The following is a 25,930-nucleotide window of genomic DNA, read 5'->3' on the forward strand; positions in this document are numbered from 1 at the left end:
CTGCTTCGCTTGCTTGCTCCTCTTGCAGTGCGGTGGTCGTCATTCTGAGGTCTTGCAGCAGGTCACGACGGTTCGCGTATCTCTGAAGCACCTCCGGCCGGCGCGAGGGAGATGTCCCAGAAACCGGCGTACCGGCCGCCACGAAGCAACAGCTCGTCGTGGCTGCCTTCCTCCACGATCCGGCCGCCGTCCAGGAAGACGACCCGATCGGCGCGTTGGACGGTCCGCATCCGGTGCGCCACCATCACCACCGTCCGGCCCGCCATCAGGCGCTCGATGCCCTCGTGGACCGCGGCCTCGTTCACCGGGTCCAGGGCGGAGGTCACCTCGTCCAGCAGCACGATGGGCGCGTCCTTCAGCAGTGCTCGCGCGATCGAGACACGCTGGCGCTCACCGCCCGACAGCAGTGCGCCGCCCTCGCCGACGTTCGTCGCCCACCCGCCGGGCAGCCGCTCGATCACGTCGTCCAGTTGCGCCGCAGTCGCCGCCGCCCGCACCTCGGCGTCGTCGGCGTCGGGACGGCCGAGACGCACGTTCTCCTCGATCGTGCCGTCGAAGAGGTAGACCTCCTGGAAGACGATGGCGATCCGCGACATCAACACGTCGGAGCCGATGTCGCGCACGTCCACGCCGCCCACGCGCACCGCGCCCGAGTCGACGTCGTAGAACCGCGCGAGCAACTGCAACAAGGTGCTCTTGCCCGCACCCGACGGTCCCACCACGGCCAGCCGCTGCCCCTCCGGCACGGACAACGACACGCCGTCCACCACCGTGCGGTCACCGTGCCGGAAGCCGACGGACCTGAACTCCAGGCCGTGGCCTGCGGGCTCGATCGGCGCGGGAGGTTCCGGCAGCGGCTCGGTGCGCAACACCGCGTCGAGTCTCGCCAGCACGAAACGGGCACCGCGCAGCTTGCCACCGATATCCGCCAGCGACAGCACCGGATCCGCGCAGCGGGCGGCCAGCACCAGGATCGCCAGCACCTCCGCCGCACCGATGTTCCCGCCGAGCGCGTGGTAGGCGCCCAGGACGAGCAACACGGTGAACATCGCCTGCACCGCGAGCGTCAGGCCCACCGCGCCGGGCAGTGCCGTCAGCGTGGCACGGCGGGACGCCCGCTGGAGCCCCGACAGCGCGTCGTCGAGCAGCCGGAAGCGTTCGGCGGTCCGGCCACCGGCTCGCAGCACCGGCTGCGCCTGGAGGTATTCGATCACCCGACCGGTGGCCTCGTGGTCGCGTTCGGCGCGCTCCGCGTCGCCGGCGGCCATCGAGCGTCCCGTCCAGACCTGGATCGCCGCCACGACCGGCACGGCGACCACCGCGGCCAGCCCGAGTTGCCAGTTGAAGGCGAGCATCACGACGACGATCGTCAGCGGCGTCACGCAGGCGGAGATGAACGGGGCCAACAGGTGCGCGATGACACCCATCGCGTCCAGGACACCGCGGCCGGCCAGGACGGACACCTCCCCCACGCGGCCGGCGCTGTACCAGCCGATGGGCAACCGGGCCAGATGGTCACCGAGCCGGTGGTACATACCGCGCAGCAGCGTGGTGCCGCCGCGGAAACCGGACAGATCGCTGCTGTAGCGCAACGCGCCGTAAACCGCGACCGCGGCCCCGAACGCGATCAGCCACGGCCACGCGTCTCCGGGCGTGCTCCCGAACAGTGCGCGCAGCACGGGAACCAGCAGCGCGTACGACAGACCTTCGGCGATCGCGGTCGTCGTCATCAGGGCCACGGTGCGCCGGACCGGCCGGGCGTACTCGCGTCCCAGCACACGCAGCAGCATGCGAATCATCGGGGCTCGTCTCCTTGCCTTGCGCCACCGCGGTTTTCGTTCCCGTCGGCCGCCGCGGATCGGTGCGACTCCCAGAACGCGGCGAACTTCCCGTTCTGCGCCAACAACTCGGCGGGCCGGCCGCACTCCACGATCGACCCGTTCTCCAGCATCACGACGGTGTCCGCGTCGGCGACCGTCTCCAGGCGGTGGGCGATGACCAGGATCGTCCGGTCGCCCGCCGGCGCCGCCAGGGCCCGGCGCACCGCCTGCTCGGTCTGCGGGTCGGCGAAGGCGGTCGCCTCGTCCAGCACGAGAACGGGCGCGGCGGCGAGCAGCGCGCGGGCGAGCGAGATCCGCTGTGCCTCACCACCCGACAGCCCGGTTCCGGCGCCGATCACCGTGTCGTACCCGTGCGGCAGTTCGAGGATCCGATCGTGGATGTTCGCCTGCCGGGCGGCGCGGACCACGTCTGCGCGGTCGGCGTCGGGCACCGCCAGCGCGATGTTGTCCGCGACCGACGCACGCAGCAGGCGAACGTCCTGGAACACGAACGAGACCATCCGGTAGAGCTGCCGGCTGCCGAGGTCGCGCAGGTCCGCACCGCCGAGGAGGACCGAGCCGTGCGTCGGGTCGAAGAACCGCGGCAAGAGCTGGACGAGCGTGGACTTCCCGCTCCCCGACGGCCCGACGATCGCCGTGACCGTGCCCGGCTCGATCACCAGGTCGATCCCGCGCAGCACCTCGTGATCGGGCTCGTAGCCGAAGCGGACGTCCCTCAGTTCCACCCGGTGGCCCTGCGGCGCGACCGGGTGCGCGGGTTCCGGGAGCGACGGCACCGCGAGCACGTCCCGAATCCGGCCGACCGCGCGCCGGGCCGCCTGCAGGTCGTCGAAGCCGTGACCGAGGGCCGCCACGGGAGCCGTCAGGCCCAAGCCCAGCAGGACGAACGGCAGCACGTCGGCCGGGGCCAGGCCACCGGTCGTGACCAGCGCCGTACCGCCGACCAGCACGACCAGCAGCACGAACGGCGGCGACAGCGCAAGCTGCATCCCGGCGGCGATCCCGGACATGCCGCGCACCCACCGGTTGAAGGTGCCGACGAAATCGTCCGCCGCCGTGCGGAACCTGCGGTGGGCGCGGCCGGTTCCGCCGAAGGCCTTGACCACCGAGATGCCTTGCACGAACTCGACCACCGAACTGGAGACCCGCCCCATGGCCGCGTCGAACTCCGTCTGCTCCCGCAGCCTGGTCGGGGTCATCATCAGGGGCACCAGCGCCACTGCCAGCACCACCGGTGTCAACGTGATGAGCGTGAGCCGCCAGTCGACGGTGAACAGGTAGACCAGCGACACCAGCGGCACCACGAAGGCCGAGACGAGTTCGCCGGGGGCGTGGGCGATGAACGGGTGCACGGCGCTCACGTCCTCGCCCACGACCTTCGCCAGCTCACCGGTCCGGCGCCGGGAGATCCAGCCGATCGGCACGCGCCCCAGCCGCGCGGCCAGTTGCCGGCGGAACGACAACTGCACCCGGCCGTCGAGCAGGTGCCCGATCCCGGACGACCCGGCCGTGCACAGCAGCCGGACCAGCAGGCCGACCGCGCCCGCGATCACGGCGGTCCGGACGTGACCGTGGTCGACCGGGCCGGGCGACAGCAACGTGCGACCCAGTTCCACCACCGCCAGCAGCGGCGCCAGCCCCGCGACAGCGCCGATGACCTGGAGGACCACCACGGCCGTGAAACCCGGAAGATGAGGGCGCAGCAGCCGTGCCAGGCCCTGTCCCGCCGTGGGATCGGCTTCCGGTGACGGCCCGCTCGCCCCGGCGAGGTCGGTGGTGCTCATCGCTCTCCCGTCGTCAGTCTCATCGCGACCCGGCACGTCATGGGGCGAGGCGTTCTCGGAGGAACCCGGCGATCTCCGCCCGCGCGGCCTTCGCCCGCGGCACCACGCACGGCATGCTGAGGAACGCGTGCGTCGCTCCGGGGTGTTCGGTGAGCCGCGCGGGTGTCCCGGACTCCAGCAGCCGTTCGGCGTAACGGCGGCCGTGGTCGGCCACCGGGTCGAGGGTCGGCACCACCACGAGCGCCGGGGCCAGTCCGCTCAGGTCGTCGGCGTGCAACGGCGACAGCGCACGGGGATCGGTGCCCGGCGGAACGGCCAATCGCCGGTACAGCCGCACCTGCGGCACGGTCAGGGTCGGGCTGTCCGCGTGCCGGGCCATCGAGGGGTAGTCGAGCGCCGTCTCGGTCAGGTCGAGCGCGGGGTTGACCAACACCTGCGCCCGCACGGGCAGGTCGGACTCCTTGGCCCGGATCGCGGCCAGTGCGGCGATCATCCCGCCGTTGCTCTCCCCGAAGAGCGCGGCCCGCGCCGGGTCCACTCCCCATTCCCCGGCGTGCCGAACCACGTGCCGCAGCACGTCCCAGCCGTCGTCGACGGCCGCCGCCAGCGGAGTCCCCGGCGCGAGGAGCCGGTGCTCGACCGACACGACGACCGCGGGCAGCCGCGCGGCGAGGTGGCTGTTCACCCAGTCGCTCTGCACCGCCGTGCCGACGAACCCGCCGCCGTGCACGTGGAGCACGAGCGGCAGACCGCCGCCGTTCCCGGAGGACGACGGCCGGTACACCCGGACCCGGACCTGACGGTCGGGCAGCGTCACCTCCTGCCACCGGATCACCGCGGCGCGGTCCGGCAACCCGGTGATCAGCCGGGCGAGCGGCGACGCCCGCTTGCGGTTCGTCGCGTCGCGGAAGGCCGCCAACTCCTCGCCCGTGATCGCCGACCAGTCCGGCTCCTTGATCAGCGCCTGAAGCAGCCGCACCCCCAGTGGCGGCCGTTCAACGGCGGTGACGTCGTCCATCTCTCCCCCTCGCAGTGATTCGCTACTCCTAGTATCGATACTGATCGTAGCGCAACTCGCCGCGGTACGGCCATCACTCCGGCTACCTCCGAACAGCGGGGACAGCGGGACAGCGGGGCAGAGTGTCGTCGCGGTAGCGAAACCGCCGGTAGCGCTACTGGCTATCGTGTGGCCATGGCCCGAGCGACCTCATCCGCCCGACCACCCGGTCGCCCGCGCGCCGGCATCGACGCCGTGGTCTTCACCGCGACGCTGACCACGGTCCACGAGCTGGGCTACACCGGCGCGACGATGGATCGCATCGCGGCGGCGGCGGGCGTCGCGAAGACGACGATCTACCGCCGCTGGCCGTCGAAGGGGTCGCTGATCGTGGACTGCCTCCTCGACGCGTTGGGCCCGGCGCCGCTGACGGGCGCCGGTCGAGCCGAGGTCGTGTCCTCGGCCGTCCACTGGATCGCGGGGAAGATCGGCGAGCCGGGGGTGGGCGCGGCGTTCGCTGGTGTGTTCGTCGACGCCGTCAGCGATCCGGCACTGCGCGAGGTCCTGTCCACGCGGTTGCAGGACCCGTACCGGCTCGCGCTCCAGGACGTGCTGGACGAGCCGGAGCACCGGGTCCTGCTGCTCATCGACACCGTCGTCGGAACCCTGCTGCACCGGATGGGCATGACCGGCGCGCCGATGGTCGACGCCGACGTCAGCGCACTGATCGAGATGGTCCAGCACCACTTCACGGGGGCGCGGTAGATCATGCCGCCGCTGCTCGTGCCCACGGTGGGCACGAGCAGCGGCGGCGGTGATGAGTGGCTGTGCGTGCCGGGCTACCCCTCGAAATCCGGCCGGTCGCAGCTTCGCCACCGAACTTCCGGATCAGGACAACGACCAGACGTGGTCGTCGGTCAGCGAGCAGTGCCAGAGGGTCAGCCGGGCGTCGGGACCGCCGGAGCCGTTGAGGCCGTCGACGTCGAGGCACAGGGCCGGGTCCTTGACGTGGTGGAAGCGCCAGCCGTTGCCCACCCACTCCAGGCTGAACATCTGGTTGTCGGACGGGCCCAGGACGCAGTGGTACTGGCTGATCTTCGTGGTCGCGGGGACGGCTCCGAACGCGGGCACGTCCATGCAGTAGCCGTCCTTGACGTTCTGGATCGCGTAGGTGCCGTCCGGGTAGGGCAGGAGGCGCCACAACTGGTTGTCGCCCGGCCCGGGGTTGCAGTACCACTGGTTGACCGGGCCGTCGATCGTCCCGGGGCCGAACCCGGGCACGTCGGCGCACAGGCCGGTGCGGACGTTGACGAGCAGTTGGTCGGCGTTGACCGCCGGCGCGGGCTGGGCGTGGGCGGGCGCCGCCGACAGTGCCAGCGCGGCGGCGGCGGTCGCGATGGCGACCTGGAACATTCTTCGCGCCCGAGTTGTGGTCGACATGATCCCTCTTCCTCGTGTTTGCAGCGTGCCGAGGAGCGTGGCAGCCGGGCTTTGCCCGAACCTTGACGTCCCGGCGGCCGGCGCGCGCCGCCGTGCAAGGTTTCGCCAAGGTCGGGGCCGGATCTTTTGCCGCGATACCCGAGCAGGTGTGGCTCCCTGCCGAAGCGCCCCGGGGGTGAAGGCTTGTGCGAAGCGGCAGCCTGGTGCTCGATCCCGACTTCACCGTCAGCCCGGTGGACCGCCGGTTGTTCGGCTCGTTCGTCGAGCACATGGGCCGGGCCGTGTACACGGGGGTGTTCGAACCCGGCCACCCCGAAGCGGACGAGAACGGCTTCCGCGATGACGTCCTGCGCCTGGTCAGGGAGCTGGGCGTCAGCGTCGTGCGCTATCCCGGCGGCAACTTCGTCTCCGGGTACCGCTGGGAGGACGGGGTCGGCCCGGTGGGTGAGCGGCCGGGCCGGCTCGACCTCGCGTGGCGGCAGCGGGAGACCAACCGGTTCGGGCTCGACGAGTTCGTGTGCTGGGCCCGGTCCGCGGGCGTCGAGCCGATGATGGCGGTGAACCTCGGCACGCGCGGTGTGCAGGAGGCCTGTGACCTGCTCGAATACGCCAACCACGGCAGTGGCACGTACTGGTCCGACCTCCGCGTCAAGCACGGCTCCCTCGCTCCGCACGACATCCGGCTGTGGTGCCTCGGCAACGAGCTGGACGGTCCCTGGCAGCTCGGCGCGAAGACCGCGTACGAGTACGGCCGGCTCGCCAACGAGACGGCCAAGGCGATGCGCCGGGTCGACCCGGACATCGAACTCGTGCTGTGCGGCAGCTCCAACAGCTCCATGCCCACCTTCGGCACCTGGGAGGCGACGGCGCTGGAGGAGGCTTACGATGCCGTCGACTACATCTCGCTGCACGCCTACTACGAGGAGCGCGACCGGGATCTCGCGAGCTTCCTGGCCAGCGCGGTCGACATGGACGGATTCATCGACGGCGTCGTCGCGACCGCCGACCACGTGCGCGCCAAGCTGCGCAGGCGGAAGACGATGATGCTGTCGTTCGACGAGTGGAACGTGTGGTCCCAGCAACGGTTCACCGGCCGTCAGCGGGCAAGCTGGGAGCACGCCCCCAGGCTGATCGAGGAGACCTACACGGCGGCCGACGCGGTGGTGGTGGGCAGCTACCTGATCACGCTGCTGCGCCATGCGGACCGGGTCCGGGTGGCGTGCCAGGCCCAGTTGGTCAACGTGATCGCGCCGATCCGGACCGAACCGTCCGGCCCGTCGTGGCGGCAGACCACCTACCACCCGTTCGCGCTGACCGCGCGGTGGGCGCGCGGGACCGTGCTGCGGGTGGAGAGCACCGCACCGGAGTGCGAGACGAGCGCTTTCGGGGCGGTGCCCGCGCTCGACGCCGTCGCCACGCACGACGAGGACACCGGTGACACCGCGCTGTTCTGCGTCAACCGGAGCACGACCGACGCCCTGCCGATCTGCGGCAGGCTCGGGTTCCGCGAGCCGCTCGCACTCGTGGATGCGGTGGTCGTCGCCGGGGATGATCCCTACGCCGTGAACGACCTGCGCACGCCCGATCGGGTCGTGCCGAAGCCGTTGAGCGGCACGCGGGTCGACGCCGGCGTGGTCACGGCCCTGCTGCCGCCCGCCTCGTGGTCGATGATCCGCATGAGCCCGAAATCGAACCTCCAGCACTCAGACGACGCGGTGGAGCCTAGATGAGAATGCGGCGCGGCACGTTCACCTCGATGGTGCTGGTGTTGACGACGGCGCTCGTGCTCAGCGGCTGCACCGCGGGCGGCGACGCCGTGGTGCGGCTGACGTTCTGGAACGGGTTCACCGGCCCCGACCGGCCCGTGCTCGAAGAGCTGGTGGAGACGTTCAACCGGACGCATCCCGGTGTCCGGGTCGAGATGAACGTCATGCCGTGGGACGTGCTGTTCCAGAAGATGCCCGCCGCCTACAACGCCGGCCGCGGGCCCGACCTGGCCGCGTTCGAGACGGTGCGGATCGCCATGTACGCGAGCAGGGGGTTCCTCGGCGCGGTGGACGACTGGTACACCGCCGCCTCGGCGGCATTGCACCAGCACGCCGCCGAGGCGACCCGGTACGACGGGAAGCGCTACGGGCTTCCGTTCACGTTCACGCCGACGCTGTTGTTCTACAACCGGAAGTTGTTCCGGGAGGCGGGCCTGGACCCGGACCGGCCGCCGACGACCTGGCCGGAGTGGCAGGACCACGCGCTGCGCCTGACGAAGTTCACCGAAGGCAGCGACACCCCGTCCCAGTTCGGGCTGGCCATCCCCGACCACCAGTCCGTCCAGATCTGGCCGATCCTGTTGTGGGGCAACGGGGGCGACATCCTCTCCGCGGACGGCCGACGGCCGGCGGTCGACGATCCGGCCACGGTGGAGGCGGTGCGCACGTGGGCCGACCTGATCGCCACCCGGAAGGTCTCGCCGATCGGGCTGTCGGGCCCCGAGGCCGACAAGCTGTTCGAGACCGGCAAGGCGGCCATGGAGATCGTCGGCCCGTGGATGACCGCCGGCTTCACCAAGGCCGGTGTCGACTACGGCGTGGCGATGGTCCCCGCGGGGCCGAAGCGGCAGGTCACCATGGCCGCCAGCACGACGCTCGCGCTGTCCGCGACGGCGGACGCGACCACGCGGCGGGCCGCCGGCGAGTTCTTCGCGTTCTGGACCTCGCCGGAGACCCAGCAGCGGTGGTCGGCCGGCACCGGGTTCCCGACCGTCCGGACCGATGTCAAGCCGCAGAACGCGCAGGCCGCCGTCTTCGACCGGCACGCCGGCGCCGCGGTCGTCCTCCTGCCGGGAGTCCCGGAGTACCAGAAGATCTACACCGAGATCCTGGAGCCGGCGATCCAGCGCGTCGAGCACGGCGAGGCGTCGGCCGAGGAGGCGATGTCCCGGGCGGCCGAGCAGATCCGGCCGCTGCTGGCGAGGTGACCACCGACATGACCAGACCGAGACGTCGCGGACCGGCCCTCCGGGCCCTGACCGCCTATGCGTTCCTCGCGCCTTCCCTCGTCGTGATCGGCCTCTTCACCGTGTGGCCGCTGGTCATGGCCGCCGGCAGCTCGGTCCGCGACGTCCGGCCCGGCGGCGGCGAGTGGGTGGGTGCGGACAACTACCTCGCCGTCCTGCACAGCGACGACTTCCGCAACGCGCTCGGGAACACCGCCGTGTACGTCGCCCTGGCCACGCCGGTGACGGTCGCGTGCGCCCTCGGTCTGGCGTTGCTGCTCGACAGGAAGCTCGCCGGGCGCTCGTTCTTCCGGTCCGCCGTCTTCGTGCCGGCGGTGGTCTCGCTGGGCGTGATGGCCATCTCCTGGCGCTTCCTGCTCGACCCCGAGATCGGGCTGGTCCCCTACTGGCTGCACCGGCTGGGTATCCCCGCCGGGAACGGGATCCGCGACCCCGACCTCGGTCTGGTCTACCTCGCCGTGGTGCACGTGTGGCGCAACGTCGGGTTCTACGCCGTCATGTACCTGGCCGGTCTGAGCACGATCCCGCGGACCTTCTACGAGTCCGTCCACCTGGACGGCGCGAACGCGTGGCAGCGCTTCCGGCACATCACGTGGCCGCTGCTGGGCAACACCACCGCGTTCGTGTCGATCCTGGCGGTCGTCACCGCCGTGCAGGCCTTCGACCACGTGTTCGTCATGACCGGCGGTGGGCCGTTCTCGTCCACCGAGACGCTGGTCTACCTGTTGTACCGGAAGGGATTCGAGGATCTCGAATTCGGCTACGCCGCCACGTTGGGATGGATCGTGCTGCTCCTGGTGTTCGCGCTCTCGCTGGCCCAGAACCTGTACTTCAGCCGCCGGGTGGTCAGGTACTGACATGCGGGAGGCACCGGCGGGGCCGGTCGTCTACGCCGGGCTCGTCGTCGTCGCGGCGCTCGTCCTGCTGCCGCTGGGGTGGACCGTGCTGGCCTCGCTCACGCCGGAGGCCCAGATCGCGCGGTTCCCTCCCCGCGTGCTGCCCGAGGACATCACCTTCGAGCACTACCGCGAGATCTGGCGGCAGCTCCCGCTGGCCAGGCAGTTCCTCAACACCCTGGTCTTCGCGGGCGGCGTCACCGTGCTGTCGCTGCTGTTCGACTCGATGGCGGCCTACGCCCTGGCCAGGCTGGACTTCCCCGGCAAACGCCTGGTGTTCGGGCTGGTGCTGGCGCTGCTGATGATCCCGCCGCAGGTCACGCTCGTCCCGCTCTACGAGCTGATGAGCGACCTGGACTGGATCAACACCTACCACGGGCTGATCCTGCCCAGGGCCGGCAGCGCGTTCGGGATCTTCTTCCTGCGCCAGTTCTTCCTCACCATCCCCCGCGACCTCGACGACGCCGCGCGGATCGACGGCGCGTCGCACCTGCGGATCTACGCCCGGATCATGGTCCCGGTCTCCGCGCCCGCCGTGCTCACGCTGGGTCTGTTCCACTTCATGTACAACTGGAACGACCTGCTGTGGCCGTTGGTCTTCACCACCGACCGGTCGATGCACACGCTGCCGGCGGGCCTGGCCCTGTTCATGGGCAAACACGTGGTCCAGTACGGGCTCCTGATGGCCGGGGCGGTGCTGACCCTCGTCCCGGTCGTGCTCGCCTTCGTGCTCGTCCAGCGCCGGTTCGTGGAGGGCATCGCCACCACCGGGATGCGGTGACGGCTCCGCACGGCCCACCGCGGGTGCGCCACTGAGCGGCTTGTACATCGTTGTAAACCGCACGTACGATCCTCAGCACCGAACGCGGGACAGGAGGCGGTAGTGGCGTCGAGCCTGAAGGATGTCGCGCGGTACGCGGGCGTCTCGATCAAGACCGTGTCCAATGTGGTCAACGGATACGTGCACGTGTCGGCCGCCACCAGAGCGAAGGTCCAGCAGGCCATCACGGCGTTGAACTACCGGCCCAACACCGCGGCCCGCCACCTGCGGCAGGGCCGTTCCGGGGTGATCGCCCTGGCCCTGCCCGAACTGCGGGCGCCCTACTTCGCCGAACTCGCCGGCTACGTGGTGAACGCGGCGGACGAGCGTTCCCTCAAGGTCCTCATCGAGCAGACCGACGGCGCCCGGGACCGGGAGCTGGAGATCACCGAAGGGGTGCCCGGCCACCTGATCGACGGCCTGATCCTGAGCCCGCTCGCCCTGACCAAGGAGGACCTCGAACCACGCGCGGACCGGGTGCCGATGATCCTGCTGGGCGAACAGATCACCGACGGCGCCGCGGATCGCGTCGTGGTCGACAACGTCGCGGCGGCCGAGGAGGCGGTCGCGCACCTGGTCTCCCTCGGCCGACGGCGGATCGCCGCCATCGGAGCCCAGGACACCGCGCCCGGCGCCACCGCCAGGCTGCGGCTGCGGGGATACCGGCAGGCGCTGCACCGCGCCGGGATCGCGTGCGACCCGGACCTCGTCATGCCGGTCGAGCAGTTCCACCGGCACGACGGGGCGCTGGCCATGCAACGGCTGCTCGACCTGGCGCCGCCGCCCGACGCGGTGTTCTGCTTCAACGACCTGCTCGGCCTGGGAGCGCTGCGCACCCTGCTCAGCCGCGGGCTGTCCGTTCCCGGAGACGTCGCGGTCGTGGGATTCGACGACATCGAGGAAAGCCAATACAGCACGCCCACCCTCACCACCGTCTCGCCGGACAAGGCGGAGATCGCCAGGACGGCCGTCGACCTGTTGATCAGCCGCGTCAGCGGTGATCGCGATTCCACGCCGCGGAGCGTGAATCCGGGGTACCGGCTCATTCGCCGCGAGAGCACTCTCGGCGGCTGAGCCCGCCGCGCACCGTTCGACAACTCTTTGCCCGATGGGGTTTACAACGTTGGTTGCAACGTTGTACAACTCTGGGGAGGCGGGAAGTGACGAAGACGGGGATAAACGCGAAAAGGCTTCACCGTGGTTGGGGGGAGCGACATGGATTTGCGATTACTCGGACCCGTAGAACTGCGGACCGCGGGCCGGCGGATCAATCTGGGCGCGACGAAGCAGCAATGCCTGCTCGCGGTGCTGCTGTGGAACGCCGGGCAGCCGATCCCGATAGCGACGTTGATCGACCACCTGTGGGACGGCAACTCCCCCAGGCACGCCCGGCAGTCGGTCTACAGCTACGTGACCCGGCTGCGCCAGGCGCTGACGGCCTGCGACGCCACCATCGAGCGGACGCCGGGCGGCGGCTACCTGCTGGACGTCGACCCGGACGCGGTCGACGTGCACCGGTTCCGCCGACTGGTCTCGGCGGCACGCGCGACCGCCGGTGATCCGACGCGGCGGGAACGCCTCTTGCGGGAGGCGCTGGGCCTGTGGCGCGGAACGCCGCTGGCGGGGGTGAACGGGTGCTGGGCCGAGCGCGTCCGCGCGGGCCTGGAGGACACGCACACCGAAGCCTGCCTCGCCTGGGCCGACGCCGCGCTGAACGTCGGCGACTCCGCCGCCGTCGTGACCGCTGCGCCCGCGATGCTCGCCGCGCACCCGCTGAACGAGCCGCTCGCCGCGTTGCTGATGCGGGCGCTCGACGGCGAAGGCCGCCAAGCGGAAGCCCTCGCCTGCTACGCGCGGATGCGCAGCCGCTTGCGCGACGAACTCGGCACCGAGCCCGGCCCGGTGTTGCGCGCCGTCCACGAGCGCCTGCTGGGCGACACCGACGTCGCCCCGCCGATCCCGAGCGGCCGGCCGGGTCGGACCGACCAGCTCATCGGCCGCGATGCCGAACGGGCCGAACTGACCCGCCAACTCGCCGCGCACCGGTTGGTCACCATCGTCGGGTTGGGCGGGTGCGGCAAGAGCACCCTCGCGATCCACGTGGCCCGAACACTGCAGGCACGTTTCCCGGACGGCGTCGCCGTGCTGGACATGGCGGTGCTGACCGAGGCGCAGGAGGCGATCGGCGCACTCGCGTGCCTGCTCCACATCACGCCCGAACCGCCGGAGGACCCGCTCTCCGCCGTCGAGCGGGCACTGGACGACCGCAGGTGCCTCGTGGTGGCGGACAACTGCGAGCACGTGTCCCCGCGCACCGCCGCGTTCCTGGGCAGGCTGGCCGCACGGTGCCGGGACCTGACCGTGCTGGCCACCTCGCGGCAACCCCTCGGCCTGGCCGGCGAGAACCTCTGGCGGCTCCCGCCGCTGCGCCGGCAGCCGGCGATCGCGCTGTTCTGCCGGCGCGCCGGCCAGGATCTCCACCCGCGGACCCTGTCCGCCGCCGACCACGAGCACATCGCCGAGATCTGCCACCTGCTCGACGACCTCCCGCTGGCCCTGGAACTGGCCGCCACGCGACTGCGCACCTTCCCCTTGCCGGATCTCACGCGGCGGCTGCGCCACGGCCTGGACCTGCTGTTCCGCACCGGATCAGGCGAGAAGCACCGTCATCACACCCTCGCCGCCGCGATCGGCTGGCCCTTCCGGTCCCTGCCGGACACCGAGCGCCGACTGCTGGCCCGCCTCGCCGACCTGCCGGACGGCGTGGACCTGGCGACCGCCGAAGCCACGTGCGGGTTCGAACCGCTCGCCCCGGTCGCCGTGGCGCCGGCGCTCGCCGCGCTGGTCGACCGCTGCCTGGTGCAGCCACACGACCTCGACGGCCGACGCCGGTTCCGGCTGCCGAGGACCGTGCGCGTCCTCGCCGGCCAACTGCGGGCCGAATTCGGTGAGTCGACCGTCGGCCGGGCACAGGTCCGCGAACGCGTCGGAAGCATGGTGTGAAACCGGCTCGCCGGCGGATCCGAAGCGGTCTGGAGGCGGCCCGCGAAGCCGTCCGGTGCCACCGCCCGACCGCTCACGACTCGGCGGAACGTGCCGGGCACTTCGCGCTCGCGTCGCGACGCCTCGCCGACCGAGCGGGCGAACTGGGCTTTTCCGATGAAGCCGTTCGCGCGGCCCGGGAGTCGGCCGGCATCCACCGCCGCCTGGGCGACGCCGAGGCGATCCGTGCTCTCCCATCCCGGTTCTGAACCCGGTACCATCGCTGCCGATGATCATGAATACGCTCCGCCCGGACCTGGCCGGCAGCCGTGCCCCGTTGTGGGCCGACGGAGTGAGCCGGGTCGGGCGGAAGGTGCGGTTACGCGAGATCGGCCCCGCCGACCACCGCACCCTGAAGCGGTTCGACCGGGACTCGGCCGGCGGCCGTGACCCGCAAGTCGGCGGATACCGGCACTGGGCGGCGCACCGGGCGACCGCCGTCGACCCCGGCGACGACCGCCACCTCGCGATCGAGACGCTGCACGGCCGACTGCTGGTCGGGTCGATGTGGGTGCTGGTCGACCCGGCCGGCAGCCGGTTCAGCTACGGCATCGGGATCGGGCCGCAGCACCGGCGCTGCGGCTACGCCGGCGACGCCGTCACCGTCCTGCTCGCCTTCATGTTCCGGCAGCACGACTACCACAGGTGCGAGGTCAGCATCTACGGCGGCAACTTCGCCTCGCTGTCGTTGCACGGGGAACTCGGCTTCCGCGAGGAGGGCCGCCCGCGGGACACCGAGCTGGTGCGCGGCGAGGTCCGGTATCCCGTGCTGATGGGCATCACCGCCGACGAATTCGCCGCGCACCACCCGGACTACGCCGCGGCACGCGGTCCGGTCGGCCCCTGGCGGGGACGGCACTGGCGAACGCGGCGGCGAGGACGGCACTGGCGCACCGAACGCCTGCGCTGACGCCGATCGGCCGTGACCGGTCCCCTCTCGGAACGGCCCCGGGAACCGGTGCTCGGCGACGACTTGCTCAGGTGGCCAGCGGCACCGTCACGGAACTGCCGGGAGCCAGGCGCAGCCTGGTGCCGGCCGACGGCCGCAGTGTGTAGTCGTGATCCGTGGAGACGACGACCAGGCCGATCCGACGGCCCGCCGCGAACACGTAGTCCTTGGGCTCCATGGGGAACCGCAGGTCGTACTCCTGTCCGCGCACCACCTTCGCCCCGCCGCTGATCGAGTCGCGGTTCTGCGGGTCGATCCAGCCCCGCGTCACGATCACGGGCGCGGCGGTGCTGCCGACCGGGCCGTAGTCCACCAGCAGCGCGGTCACGTTGGCGTCGTCCCGGTTCTCCACCGCCACCCGCAGGGACACGGTCGTGTTGCCGGACAGGCGGGACGCCGTGGTGAGCGGGTCCGAGCGGTAGACCAGCCGGTTCGGGTCGGCGGTGTCGGGGCGGGCGGCGAGTTGCGCCGCGGTCCGCGTCCGGCCCTGGTCGTCGAACGCCTGCGCCACACCGGGTGCGGCCGACGGCGCGAGCCGTCCGGGCGCGGTGGCGGACGTCGCCGTGAGGTGCAGCGTCGTGGGCTTGGCGGCGGGGTCGGGCCAGTCGGCGAGCTTGCGCCAGCCGTCGTTGTGCTCGACCTCGGCGGTCGGCTCGCGCATGATCCCGTTGTCGGTTCCCTTGAGCCAGTAGTCGAACCAGCGCAGCAGCGTGGCCTGGTAGTCCGAGCGGGCCGGTGCGCCGTGGCCACCGCGGTGCAGCCAGATCTTGCGCGGGATGTTGTTGCGGCGCAACGCTTCCCACCACTGCGAGTACTGCGTCCCCTTGACGTTCCAGTCCGCGTGGCCGTGGATGACGAAGACGCTCGCCGTCACGCGGCCCGCCTGCCTGGTGTAGTTGCGCTCGTCCCAGAAGGCGGTGTAGTCGCCGGTGACGCGGTCCTGGCGCTGGGTGAGCGCGGCGATCTCGTCCGCGCACCCGGTGCGGGTGACGACGGCCTTGGCCAGCACGTCGGCGTCCTCGCCCTGGTACCCGCCCGGTGCGACGACCAGGCCGTTGGCGCGGTAGTAGTCGTACCAGTTCGACAGGGCCGCGATCGGCACGATGGTCTTCAGACCCTGGACGCCGGTGGTGGCGACCATGGTGGGCAGGGTGCCGTTGTAGGAGATGCCGGTCATGCCGACGTTGCCGTCGCTCCACGACGCGGTGACCTCGCGGCCCGCGCTGTCGACACCGCGGGCCCGGCCGTTGAGCCAGTCCACGACCGCCTTGCCCGCCAACGCCTCCTGCTGGTCACCGCTGGTGGGGCAGCCCTCGGACGCGCCGGTGCCGATGCTGTGCCCCAGGACGACGGCGTAGCCGCGCGGCACGAAGTAGTCGTCGAGCCAGCCCGCCAGGTTCGGCGACGCCGTGCGGACGGCGCCGTCCGGCCGTCGCGTGGTCCCGAACAGCCCTTCCTGCGGCAACCGGGCGACGTCCACCGGGTGCATGGGGACCGTGCCGGTGCCCGTCCGGTAGGGGCTGTGCTCGAACACCACCGGGTAGCGGCCCGTCCCGGACGGGCGGGCGATGTCGAGCGCGATGCGGTCGGGGCGGCCGTCATGGTCGCTGTCGACCGTCGACTCGACGTAGACGCGCTGCTCCACGACGGCCGCGGCCGGAGGCGGTGCGGCGAACGCGTCCGGCGCGCCCGTGGCGGTCAGCAGGACGACCACACCGAGCCCGAACATGGAGGTCATCGGACGACGGGGCGCACGGGTCGTCGGAGCGCCGAGGGGTGGTGCCATCGCAGGTCTCCTTCGCAGGGACTCGCGGGCGGACACGCACGCGAGTGGAGCTGGACGGCGGCGACGCCGACCAGTGTGGCGCAGGGCCGCGACGCGGCAACAGTGCACGACACTTCCGGATGACGTCGGGGGTGCGGTCAGCCGACCACCGCTGCCATCCTCTGCCCCAACCTCCCCGGTCGGCGGGCACGGCTGCGGAATTGTCGTGTCACTCGATAGCGTGCGCTCAGTTCACGTGAAATAGGGAGCGAACGCATGTCTGGCACGACGTACCTGGAACTGTCCGAGGCGGGCGGTGGGGCGCACAAGTTCTACGAGGTGCGGGTCGACGGCACCGAGGTCACCATCACCTACGGGCGCATCGGGGAACAGGGCCAGGTCAGGAGCGCGACCTTCGCCGACCACGCCAAGGCGCTCAAGGCGGCCGAGAAGAAGATCGGCGAGAAGGTGCGCAAGGGCTACGCCCCCGCCGTCAGGGGGATGCGCCAACGCCGGGCGGTGAGCCGGCGGCAGATCGTCAGCACCCGCTCGTCCGCGCACCAGGCGCCGGTGCTGTGGCGGTTCGCCTCCGGGGCCCCGGCGTTCGGGATCTTCATCGGCGAGGACCACGCCTGGGTCGGCAACGAGAACGGTGACGTCTACACCCTCACCCACGACGGCCGGGTCACCGGTCGGTTCGGGCTGCCCGACGCCGTCAAGTGCATCGTGGCCGACGACTTCTGGATCTACGCGGGGTGCGACGACGGCCAGGTGTACGACCTCGGCGCCAAGGTGCCCCGGGTGGCCTACGAGATCGCCGACGACGTCGACATCTACTGGCTCGACATCCACGACGGCGTGCTCGGCGTGTCCGACCGGCAGGGCCGGGTGACCGTGGTGGACCACGAGGACGAGTTCCAGTGGTCGTGCCCGGCCACCGGCGACAGCGCCTGGATGGTCCGCTGCTCGGCGGAGGGCGTCTTCCACGGCCACTCCCGGGGCGTCACCCACTACACCGGCCGCGGTCACCGGGCCTGGCACGCCGACACCGTCGGAGAGGTGCTGTTCGGCTGGCAGGAGCACGCCGAGGTGTTCGCGGGCACCAGCCGGGGCCGGGTGCACCGGTTCGCCAAGTCGGACGGGCGCGAGACGGGCGTCTACCGCTGCGACGCGCCCGTGTTCTCCTGCGCGACGTCGCCCGACGGCGAGTTCGTCTTCGCGGGCGACAACCAGTCCTCGGTGTACTGCTTCGCCGCCGACGGAACGCGGCTGTGGAAGCTCGCGACCGGGTGCGGCTCGGCGTTCTCCATGCAGTACCGCGACGAGCGGCTCTACCTGGTGACCACGGACGGTTCGCTCGCCTGCCTCGACGCCGGCCCGGCCGCCGTGCACGCGGCCGAGCAGGGGCAGCTCCCGCCGCGCCGTGACATCAAGGCCGGCAGCATCGACCGCGTCGAGGCGACCGCCGAGGTCGAGGTCGTCTCGCACGTCGCTCCGGGCGAGGGCGTCGTCGTCGAGTGCGTGCAGCAAGGCGGGCGGATGAGGGTGCACGTCGTCTCGGACGGGTACGACCGCACGTGGGGCGTGCAGTTCCCCAAGAACATCCGCGTGCCCGGCGCCCGGTACCTGGTCGCCGAAGTGCTCACGTCGGCCGGCGGATCGTTCTACCGCACCCGCGGCGAGATCAAGCGCCTCCGCTGAACACCGGCGCCTGGGCCACAGTCCTCCGTACTCGATCGACACGGCACAGATGAGGGGGAACGCCATCGGTCCGGAGAACGACAGTAGGAGTGGGGGCTGACGTCACACCCGGTGTGGGTCGCGGGCTCGCGCAGGTCAGGGGGGCCGATGCAGGTACGGGTACTGGGGCCGGTCGACGTGCTGGTGAACGGCACGCCGCGAGCTGTGCGCGGACTGCGGCGCAAGGCGTTGCTCGCGGTTCTCGCCCTGCACGCGGAGAAGATCGTGAGCACCGACCGGCTGATCGAGGCGGTCTGGGCCGGTCGGCCGCCCGCGACGGCGCCGAACACGCTGCAACGGCACCTGTCGCACCTGCGTGGGGTGCTGGGCGACCGGACGTCCATCCAGGCGCGACCGCCCGGGTACGTCCTCGACATCGGCGCGGACGCCACCGACCTGATGGTCGCCGAGCGGCTCATCCGGCTGGGCAGGCAGTCGACCGATCCGGCCGCGAGCGCGACCCACCTGCGGGCGGCCCTGGCCCTGTGGCGTGACCAGGCGCTGCTGGACGTCGCCGGACTGCCCTGGCTGGACACCCAGGCCGAGCGCCTGGCCTCGATCAGGCAGGACGCGTCGGCAGCCCTGATCGAGGCGCGGCTGGCCCTCGGCGAGCACCGGCAACTGGTACCGGAGCTGGAGCGGTTGAGCCTGCGCCACAGGTTCGACGAACACCTGCACGGTCGGCTGATGCTCGCGCTGTACCGCTCGGGGCGTCAGGCCGAAGCGCTCGCCGCCTACCAACGGTTGAGGCACGCGCTCGGCGACGAGTTGGGGATCGATCCGAGCGCGGCGCTGCGCGACCTCGAAGCGGCCATGCTGCGCCAGGACGTCACCCTCACACCAACCACGCCACCGACCGCACTGCCCACCGCACCACCACTCGCGATGCCACCTGTGTCGCCGCCCACGCCGCCGACCGCGGTACCGATCGCGCCGACCTCGCCGACCGCGGTGTCGGGCCGGGTGGGCGTGAAGCGCGGCGTGCTGGAACGCGAGCGGGAGATCGCCGGGTTGGCCGGCGCGGCGCGGGAGGCCGCGGCCGGGAGCGGGTCGGTGGTGCTGGTGTCCGGCGAGGCGGGTATCGGCAAGTCCAGCCTCGTCCAGGCGATCGGCGGGCTGCTGCCACCGGCCGGTCGCCTGCTCGTCGGCTACTGCGACGACCTGGCCACGCCGCGGACGCTCGGGCCGTTCCGCGAGCTGGCCGGTTCGGTCGACGCGGAGCGGGCCGGCGTGCTGCGGGACGGCGGCGATCGGGACCGGGTGCTCGACGCGGTGCACGCGGAGCTGTCGAGGGGCCGGCCGACCGTCCTCGCCGTCGAGGACGTGCACTGGGCCGACGACGCGACCCTGGACGCGCTGTCCGTCCTGGTGCGCCTGGTGGCCGACCTGCCGGCCGTGCTCGTGCTGACGTACCGCGACGACCTGGGCCCCGGCCACCCGTTGCAGCGGGTGCTCGGGCAGGTGGCCCGCGCGCCACGGGTGCGGCGGCTCGCGCCGGCCCGGCTGTCCGAGGCGGCGGTGCGGGAGCTGACCGCCCCGAGCCCGCTCGACCCGCGTCAGGTGCACTCGGTGACCGGCGGCAACCCGTTCTTCGTCACCGAGATCCTCGCGTCCGGCGAGACCGTCCGCGTCCCGCCGACGATCGTCGACGCGGTGCTCGCCAGGGTGCACGGCCTGGACCCGGGCACCAGGGAGGCGCTGGACCAGCTCGCCGTCATACCCTCCACTGTGGACAGACGGTTGCTCGACGCGGTGCTGCCCGGGGGCATCGCCTCGGTGGCCGCCGCCGAGCAGCGCGGTCTGCTGACGGTGACCCCGACCCGGACGGCGTTCCGGCACACGCTGATCCGCCGTGCCGTCGTGGACTCGCTCGCGGTGGCACGACGGGTGGAGCTGAACCGGCGCGTCCTCGCCGCCCTGGTCGAGCGGGAGGACTCCGACCCGTCCCGGATCATGCACCACGCGGCCGAGGCCGGCGACCGGGACGCGGTCGTCCGCTACGGTCCCCGGGCGGCGCGGGACGCCACCCGGGCCGGCTCACACCGGGAGGCCGCCGCCCACTTGCGGCTCGTGCTGGCGTACGAGGAGAACTTCGACCCCGCCGAGCTGGCCGACCTGTTCAGCGCCTACGCCGCCGCGTGCGCCACGATCGGCGACATACCCGACGCCGTCACCGCCCGGCGGGCCGCCGTCGACCTGCGCCGCACGCTCGGCGATCGCCGCAAGCTCGGGGCCGAGCTGCTGCAACTGTCGCGGGTGTACTGGATGGCCGGCGAGCCGGAGCTGATGGAACGCGGCTCCGACGAGTCCATCGAGGTGCTGGAGGCCGCCGGCGACGACCGACTGCTCGCCCACGCGCTCAGCCATCGCAGCGCGCTGCGCTCATTCGCTTGGCGCAACAGGGAAAGCATCGAGGTCGGCGAGCGCGCCCTGGCGCTCGCCCGCGCGGTGGGCGACTCCGCCGTCGTGTCCCACGTGCTGGCGAGCATCGGCGGCGCGCAGTGGCAATGCGGCCTGCCGGAAGCCCGAGCCACGTTGGAGGAGAGCCTGAGCGTGGCGCGGTCGATCGGCTCGGTCGGCGACATCTGCCGGGCCACCTGCAACATCGTCGGGATGCTGGTCGACGGCCACCGCCTCGACGAGGCCGCCGACTACGTCACCGCGGCGATCGAACTGGCCGAGGGTGCGGAACACGTGCGGTTCTACCACCACATGCACGCGATCCGATCGGTCGTGGCGTTCGCCGCCGGCCGCTGGGACCAGGCGGTCGCGGACGCGGAACTGGTGATCACCGCGTCGCCGCCGGTCAAGGCGCCCACGAAATGCCCGGCGCTGACCGTGCTCGGCCGAGTGCGGGTCCGCCGGGGCCTGCCCGGCGGTGAAGACCTGCTCGCCGACGCGTGGGACCTGGCGCAGCGGACCCGGGTGCTGGACAACATCGGACCCGTCGCCGTCGCCCGCGCCGAAGCGGCCTGGCTGCGCGACGACCTGGCGGCCGTGGCGGCGGTGCTCGACCAGGTCCACGCCGAAGCGAGCCGCGTCGGCGCGGCGTCGCTGCGGGCGGAGCTGGGCTACTGGCTGACCAAAGCCGGCCGGCCGGTCCCGCCCGACGACGACCCCCGCCTCTACGCGCGCTGGGCCGGCGGCGACTGGCGCGAGGCAGCCGCCACCTGGCGGAAAGCCGGTCGCGCCTACGAGCACGCTGCCGCGCTCGCCGACAGCCCCGACCCCGACGACCGGCGCACCGCACTCGGCATCCTGGACGAACTGGGCGCCGAGCCACTGGCCCACCGCGTGCGCCGGACTCTCGACGGCAAGCCCCGGGCCGGTGCCGCCTACCGCTACGAACCCCGCTCCTGATCGTCAGGTCTACCGTGGTGCGGCCCCGGGGCGTGCACCGCGGATCACCCTGCCGGTCAGCGCGTGTCCGGCTCGGTGTCGAGGTCGTCGAGTTGCCGCTGGACGCGTTGGGCATCGGTGTCGCGGCCCTGTTCCCGGTACAGCTCAAGGGCTTCCTGCCACGCCTCGCGCGCCCGGTCGCGCTGGTCGAGGACGGCGAGGGGGTGGCCGAGGCGGTCGAGGATGTTGGCGGCATCGGTGGTGTAGCCGAGGGTGCGGAACAGGGCGAGGGCCTGCCGGTAGTGGTGGATGGCCTCGTGGTGGTGGCCGGTGTGGTGGTCGATGAGGCCGAGGCTGTCCAGGGTGGCCGCCTCCCCGTCGGGGTTGTCGTGGCGGCGGTGCAGGGTGAGGGCGACCCGGCAGTGTTCGCGGGCGGTGTCGTAGTCGCCGAGGCGGGCCGCGTACCAGCTCACCGTGCTGAGCGCGACGGCTTCCCACATCGGCTGTTCGAGCGTGCGGTAGAGGCCCAGGGCGCGGCGGGCGTGCTCCAGCGCCTGCTGGTCTTCCCCCCGCCGTCCCCGCGCCCGTGCCAGGGCGCGGTGGATGTGCGCCTGCTCGGTGAGGTCGTGGTGCTGCTCGGCCAGGGCGAGGGCTTCGCGCAGGTGTCCGGCGGCCTGGTCGTGCCGCCTCAGCCGGGAGAGGGCGCGGCCGAGGAGCCGGTGGGCGAGCATGCGGGGAGCCGGGTCGGGCAGGTGCCCGGCGGCGTCCAGCGCGGCCTGCCACACGGCCAGGTCGTCGTGGCGGTGCCCCCGCCGGGTGTGGAAGGTGGTCACTGCCCAGGCCAGGTGCAGCACCGTGTGGTGGCGGTGGTGGGTGGCCGCGGTGTGCTGCGCGGCGAGCAGGTGGAGGTGTTCGGTGTCCAGCCAGGCCAACGCGGCAGCGAGGTCGGGCAGCGGGAGGGGTCGAACGCCCGGTGCGGGCGGGTCGAGCCGCAGCGGCTGGGATTGGGAGGTGAGGAGGCGGCCGGCGGTGTGGGCGGTGTGCAGGTAGAAGTCGACCACCCGCTCCAACGCCGCCCGCCGCACAGTCCCGTCCAGGTCGTGGTGGGCGGTGGCGGCGTAAGCGCGGATCAGGTCGTGCATGGCGTAGCGGCCGTGCGGGCGCCGGTCGATCAGGGAGGCGTCCTCCAGCGTGCGCAGCGCGTTGCGTGCCTGCGCCGGAGGCAGGCCGGTGAGGGAGGCGGCGGCGGGCAGGCCGATGTCCGGGCCCGGAGCGATCCCGAGCAGCGCGAAGACCTGCCGCTGTCCGGTGGTCAGGTGGTGCAGGGACCAGGACAGCACCGCGGGCAGGCTGGCGGTCGGGTCGTCGCTGTCCAGGGCGTCCAGGCCGGACTCGCGCAGTTCGGCGGCGATGTCGCTCAGCGGCACCCGCGGCCGGGTGCGGGCGCGGGCGGCGATGACACCCAGCGCCAGCGGGAACCCGCCGCACAGCCCGACCAGCTCGGTCACGGCCCCCTGGTCGGCCGCCACCCGCGGCGCACCCAGCCACGCCACCAGCAGCGCGCGGGCCTCGGCGTCGGTGAGCACGTCCAGCGACAGCGGCCGGGCGCCGTGCCGGGCGACCAGACCCGGCAGCCGGTTGCGGCTGGTCACCAGCACGGTGCACGACCGCCCGCCCGGCAGCAGCGGGGCCACCTGCTCGACGGTCGCGGCGTTGTCCAGCACGATCAGCATCCGCTTGTCCGCGATCAGGCTGCGGTACAACGCCGCCTGCGCGTCCACCTCGGCGGGCAGGCCGTCGGGGGCCATGCCCAGGGCGGTGAGGAACCCGCGCACCGCGTGTCCCGGCGCCATCGGCTCGCCGGCGGGGCTGAAACCGCACAGGTCGACGAACAACTGCCCGTCGGGGAACCGGTCGACGTGCCGGTTCGCCCACCCCAGCGCGAGCCAGGTCTTGCCGATCCCGCCGGCCCCGCCGATCGCCGAGATCACCACCGTCCTCCCCGCCACCGCGGACGCGCCGGCGTGCCCGTCCGGGGAGGTGGTGCTCAAGGTGCGGTCGAGCACGGCCAGTTCGGTGACCCGTCCGGTGAACAACTCCCGCGCGGCGGGCAGTTGACGCGGCACCACCGACGCGCGCGGCGGCGGTGCGTGGAGGTGCACGTCGCCGTGCACGGCGCCGGCCTGCACCACCCCGCCCGCGGGGCCCGACAGCGTGTTGCGCAGGCCCTCCCGGTCCTCGGGCTCGGGCTCGTCCGGCCGCCCGGACTCGGGCGTCACCACCTCGGACACCTCCCGGCCGCGTGCACGGACTGGTGATCCCAGCGTTCCACCCGGCGGGCGCACCACGGCCGGCCACGGCGGAATTCACCCGACCGTCCGAGCCCGCGACTCACCTGCGCGGTCGAGGACTTCGTGCACGGCAGGGCCGCGCCTCACCCCTGTGGGCCACCGCCCGAGGGCGGCCGGAACCGATCGGAACGGGGCCCGACCAGGTCCTGGTAGAGCGCCCGGACCTGGTCGTCGTCCTGCGCCTGCGCGCGCAACCGCGTCCAGTGGTCCTCCAGGTCGCGGAGGAAGCCCTGCCAGCCGCCGGTCCCGCTGTCGACCTCGTTGAGATCGACGTAGCGCTGGTTCGTCGACATCCCGCCCTGGCCGATCTTGTCCTGCTTGTGGCCGTGGAAGCTGGACTCCGGGTTGGCGGTGGCCTCGCTGGAGAGGATGGTGTGCCGGTAGCCGACCGGGCTCCAGCCGCCGGGTGCCGTGGTCTCGATGCCGACCATCAACGCGCCGTCGCGGTTTCGCTCCGGGGGCTGGAAGCGGATGAACATGTGGCCGTAGGTGCCGTTCGGCCGGACGACGTCGTTGTGGTAGTCGAGGGTGCCCCAGCCGCCGGCAGCCAGGTTGACGCCGTAGACCCGGGCCGTCTCGACGGGGAGGTCGAGTTTCGTCTTCGCCCAGTGCAGAGCCCCGTTCCGCGCCCCGGTCCGCTTTCCGCCCCGCTCCTCGAAACGACCCGGCGCGCCCTCGGGCCGGTTCGCGCCGACGCTCACCCGGTGGGTGCCGTAGCCGCGGATCTCGGTCGGGTCGACGTCCTTCCCCTCGTGGGTCAGGCCCAGCCAGTCGGTCATGGCGAACGCGTCCCCCGCGTCGGCGAGTTGCGGGATCCGTATGTTGACCCGGCCGCCGTGCGCCAACGCCCTGGCCACGTCGCCTTCCCGGAAGTCGACGTGCTGGTCGCCCCGGTAGGTCTTCAGGCCGTTCTGGAGGATGAGGAAGACCTTGGTGAGGATGTTGTTGCCCCGCACGGCCGTCTGGGCTTCCTCCGCGGCGCTTGCGTCGTCGTCGCCGGACAGCGCCGGTGGGACGTAGCCGGGCAGCACCGGCGGGACGAGGGTGTTCACGAACGTGTCGCGGATCTGCCGGTCGCGCTGGTGGGTGATCGTCGCGACCTCCGCGTCCGACAGCCCCTTGGTGTCGCGCAGCCGCAGTGCGCGGCCGAGCGTGAACGCGGGTGTGCGGTGCTCCGGTGATCCGTACGGGGCCGAGCCGTGCTGGTTCCACGCGATCGTCGCGATCAGCAGCCGGGTACCCGGGGGCTGTCTCAGCCAGTTCTCGTACTGCTTCGGCTCGCCCCTTTTCGCCTTCTCCTTGCCTTTCGCCTGCTCGGGCTTCGCCTGCTCGGGCTTGGCCTGCTCGGGCTTGGCCTGCTCGGGCTTTTCCGGCTTGCTCGCCGCCGGCACCGGCTTGGCCGTGTTCCGGTAGTACCTCTCCGCTTCCGCGTACCCGCCGATCCCGACGCGTCGCAGCCAAGCGGGGTCGCAGCGCTTGATCAGGTCCAGTTCCGCGGCGCTGAACAGCGGTCCCTTGGTGAGTCTTTCCTCCAGCGCGGCACGCTCCAGCGACACACCCACCGCGCCGCGCACCCGCGCCATCGGACCGGGTGAGCCGACCAGGGACCTGCTGAGCCGTTCCTCGGGGCTGCCGGTGTCCGCGTGCCCGGACGTGTCGCCGGTTGTGTCACCGGTTGTGTCACCGGACGCGCGCTGGACGAGAAGGCTGGTGGCGCGGTTGCCGATGGTGCGTTGCAGTTCGAGCACCCTGCTGGGGGTCAACCCCACCGTGGGCGGCCGGCGCACGTGCTCCACTGGCCGCGGGGCCGTGGGACCGGGTGTCTCCCGTTCACGGGCGTGATCCGTGTGCGAGTGCATTCCGGCCCTCCTCCTGAAGCCCAGGCTAGGGACGGCGGGCCACGCCGGTCAGCGAGCGCAGGGGCACGGGCGGGGCAGTGCGGTTGCCCTTTCG

General features: G+C 72.2%; 17 protein-coding genes. 10 read left to right on the forward strand and 7 right to left on the reverse strand.

Translation table 11 applies throughout. The annotated features are described in order from the left end of the window. Nucleotides 1-62: 62 nt before the first annotated feature. The 3 genes from ACQPZF_RS24945 to ACQPZF_RS24955 are packed head-to-tail and all read right to left on the reverse strand — an operon-like array spanning nt 63 to nt 4,643. Nucleotides 63-1,799, reverse strand: a complete 1,737-nt coding sequence (locus tag ACQPZF_RS24945; protein ID WP_433260747.1) for an ABC transporter ATP-binding protein — start codon at nt 1,797-1,799, stop codon at nt 63-65. Continuing rightward, the gene (locus tag ACQPZF_RS24950; RefSeq protein WP_433260749.1) at nt 1,796-3,625 is read right to left on the reverse strand and encodes an ABC transporter ATP-binding protein; all 1,830 of its coding nucleotides are present in this window, start codon (nt 3,623-3,625) and stop codon (nt 1,796-1,798) included. Before ACQPZF_RS24950 ends, ACQPZF_RS24945 begins: the two co-directional genes overlap by 4 nt. A gap of 37 nt (nt 3,626-3,662) precedes the next feature. Further along, on the reverse strand, nt 3,663-4,643 hold the full coding sequence (locus ACQPZF_RS24955) for an alpha/beta hydrolase (protein WP_433260751.1): 981 nt from the start codon (nt 4,641-4,643) through the stop codon (nt 3,663-3,665). A gap of 174 nt (nt 4,644-4,817) precedes the next feature. Here ACQPZF_RS24955 and ACQPZF_RS24960 point away from each other — a divergent pair, with 174 nt between their 5' ends. Beyond that, nucleotides 4,818-5,387, forward strand: coding sequence for a TetR/AcrR family transcriptional regulator (locus ACQPZF_RS24960; protein WP_433260753.1), 570 nt, complete (start codon nt 4,818-4,820; stop codon nt 5,385-5,387). A gap of 123 nt (nt 5,388-5,510) precedes the next feature. On the opposite strand, the gene ACQPZF_RS24965 is transcribed toward ACQPZF_RS24960, so the two are convergent. Continuing rightward, nucleotides 5,511-6,062 (reverse strand): RICIN domain-containing protein, encoded by a 552-nt coding sequence (locus ACQPZF_RS24965; protein WP_433260755.1) that lies wholly within the window; start codon nt 6,060-6,062, stop codon nt 5,511-5,513. Nucleotides 6,063-6,247: 185 nt separating this feature from the next. On the opposite strand from ACQPZF_RS24965, the gene ACQPZF_RS24970 reads away from it, so the two are divergent. The 7 genes from ACQPZF_RS24970 to ACQPZF_RS25000 all read left to right on the forward strand — a co-directional run bounded on the left by ACQPZF_RS24970 (nt 6,248) and on the right by ACQPZF_RS25000 (nt 14,743). Beyond that, on the forward strand, nt 6,248-7,792 hold the full coding sequence (locus ACQPZF_RS24970) for an alpha-N-arabinofuranosidase (protein WP_433260757.1): 1,545 nt from the start codon (nt 6,248-6,250) through the stop codon (nt 7,790-7,792). Further along, complete coding sequence (locus ACQPZF_RS24975) at nt 7,789-9,036, forward strand: ABC transporter substrate-binding protein (RefSeq protein ID WP_433260759.1); 1,248 nt, start codon at nt 7,789-7,791, stop codon at nt 9,034-9,036. Before ACQPZF_RS24970 ends, ACQPZF_RS24975 begins: the two co-directional genes overlap by 4 nt. Before the next feature lie 8 nt (nt 9,037-9,044). After that, the gene (locus tag ACQPZF_RS24980) at nt 9,045-9,932 is read left to right on the forward strand and encodes a carbohydrate ABC transporter permease (RefSeq protein ID WP_433260761.1); all 888 of its coding nucleotides are present in this window, start codon (nt 9,045-9,047) and stop codon (nt 9,930-9,932) included. 1 nt (nt 9,933) lies between these two features. Then, nucleotides 9,934-10,752: a carbohydrate ABC transporter permease gene (locus ACQPZF_RS24985; RefSeq protein WP_433260763.1), complete on the forward strand. Its 819-nt coding sequence runs from the start codon at nt 9,934-9,936 to the stop codon at nt 10,750-10,752. A gap of 102 nt (nt 10,753-10,854) precedes the next feature. Next, nucleotides 10,855-11,865, forward strand: a complete 1,011-nt coding sequence (locus tag ACQPZF_RS24990; protein WP_433260764.1) for a LacI family DNA-binding transcriptional regulator — start codon at nt 10,855-10,857, stop codon at nt 11,863-11,865. 141 nt (nt 11,866-12,006) lie between these two features. After that, nucleotides 12,007-13,794 (forward strand): BTAD domain-containing putative transcriptional regulator, encoded by a 1,788-nt coding sequence (locus ACQPZF_RS24995; RefSeq protein ID WP_433260766.1) that lies wholly within the window; start codon nt 12,007-12,009, stop codon nt 13,792-13,794. Between the two features lie 352 nt (nt 13,795-14,146). Continuing rightward, nucleotides 14,147-14,743: a GNAT family N-acetyltransferase gene (locus ACQPZF_RS25000; RefSeq protein WP_433274676.1), complete on the forward strand. Its 597-nt coding sequence runs from the start codon at nt 14,147-14,149 to the stop codon at nt 14,741-14,743. 67 nt (nt 14,744-14,810) lie between these two features. Here ACQPZF_RS25000 and ACQPZF_RS25005 read toward each other — a convergent pair whose 3' ends face one another. After that, nucleotides 14,811-16,568 carry a Xaa-Pro dipeptidyl-peptidase gene (locus tag ACQPZF_RS25005; RefSeq protein WP_433260768.1) on the reverse strand — a complete coding sequence of 586 codons (1,758 nt, stop codon included), beginning with the start codon at nt 16,566-16,568 and terminating at the stop codon, nt 14,811-14,813. Between the two features lie 255 nt (nt 16,569-16,823). On the opposite strand from ACQPZF_RS25005, the gene ACQPZF_RS25010 reads away from it, so the two are divergent. Both ACQPZF_RS25010 and ACQPZF_RS25015 read left to right on the forward strand, forming a co-directional pair. Beyond that, nucleotides 16,824-18,248, forward strand: a complete 1,425-nt coding sequence (locus ACQPZF_RS25010; RefSeq protein WP_433260770.1) for a WGR domain-containing protein — start codon at nt 16,824-16,826, stop codon at nt 18,246-18,248. 147 nt (nt 18,249-18,395) lie between these two features. Beyond that, nucleotides 18,396-21,647: a BTAD domain-containing putative transcriptional regulator gene (locus ACQPZF_RS25015; protein WP_433260772.1), complete on the forward strand. Its 3,252-nt coding sequence runs from the start codon at nt 18,396-18,398 to the stop codon at nt 21,645-21,647. 56 nt (nt 21,648-21,703) lie between these two features. Here ACQPZF_RS25015 and ACQPZF_RS25020 read toward each other — a convergent pair whose 3' ends face one another. Further along, on the reverse strand, nt 21,704-23,908 hold the full coding sequence (locus ACQPZF_RS25020; protein WP_433260774.1) for an ATP-binding protein: 2,205 nt from the start codon (nt 23,906-23,908) through the stop codon (nt 21,704-21,706). A 152-nt stretch (nt 23,909-24,060) separates the two neighbouring features. Beyond that, on the reverse strand, nt 24,061-25,836 hold the full coding sequence (locus ACQPZF_RS25025; RefSeq protein WP_433260776.1) for a hypothetical protein: 1,776 nt from the start codon (nt 25,834-25,836) through the stop codon (nt 24,061-24,063). Nucleotides 25,837-25,930: the final 94 nt, after the last annotated feature.

The organism is Actinosynnema sp. CS-041913 (assembly GCF_050942485.1).
GTDB lineage: Bacteria > Actinomycetota > Actinomycetes > Mycobacteriales > Pseudonocardiaceae > Actinosynnema.

What these genes read in the sequence shown, in the direction of transcription:
- ACQPZF_RS24945 (WP_433260747.1), bottom strand. Translation starts at nt 1,799, where the DNA reads ATGATTCGCATGCTGCTGCGTGTGCTGGGACGCGAGTACGCCCGGCCG.
- ACQPZF_RS24950 (WP_433260749.1), bottom strand. Translation starts at nt 3,625, where the DNA reads ATGAGCACCACCGACCTCGCCGGGGCGAGCGGGCCGTCACCGGAAGCC.
- ACQPZF_RS24955 (WP_433260751.1), bottom strand. Translation starts at nt 4,643, where the DNA reads ATGGACGACGTCACCGCCGTTGAACGGCCGCCACTGGGGGTGCGGCTG.
- ACQPZF_RS24960 (WP_433260753.1), top strand. Translation starts at nt 4,818, where the DNA reads ATGGCCCGAGCGACCTCATCCGCCCGACCACCCGGTCGCCCGCGCGCC.
- ACQPZF_RS24965 (WP_433260755.1), bottom strand. Translation starts at nt 6,062, where the DNA reads ATGTCGACCACAACTCGGGCGCGAAGAATGTTCCAGGTCGCCATCGCG.
- ACQPZF_RS24975 (WP_433260759.1), top strand. Translation starts at nt 7,789, where the DNA reads ATGAGAATGCGGCGCGGCACGTTCACCTCGATGGTGCTGGTGTTGACG.
- ACQPZF_RS24980 (WP_433260761.1), top strand. Translation starts at nt 9,045, where the DNA reads ATGACCAGACCGAGACGTCGCGGACCGGCCCTCCGGGCCCTGACCGCC.
- ACQPZF_RS24985 (WP_433260763.1), top strand. Translation starts at nt 9,934, where the DNA reads ATGCGGGAGGCACCGGCGGGGCCGGTCGTCTACGCCGGGCTCGTCGTC.
- ACQPZF_RS24995 (WP_433260766.1), top strand. Translation starts at nt 12,007, where the DNA reads ATGGATTTGCGATTACTCGGACCCGTAGAACTGCGGACCGCGGGCCGG.
- ACQPZF_RS25005 (WP_433260768.1), bottom strand. Translation starts at nt 16,568, where the DNA reads ATGGCACCACCCCTCGGCGCTCCGACGACCCGTGCGCCCCGTCGTCCG.
- ACQPZF_RS25010 (WP_433260770.1), top strand. Translation starts at nt 16,824, where the DNA reads ATGTCTGGCACGACGTACCTGGAACTGTCCGAGGCGGGCGGTGGGGCG.
- ACQPZF_RS25015 (WP_433260772.1), top strand. Translation starts at nt 18,396, where the DNA reads ATGCAGGTACGGGTACTGGGGCCGGTCGACGTGCTGGTGAACGGCACG.
- ACQPZF_RS25025 (WP_433260776.1), bottom strand. Translation starts at nt 25,836, where the DNA reads ATGCACTCGCACACGGATCACGCCCGTGAACGGGAGACACCCGGTCCC.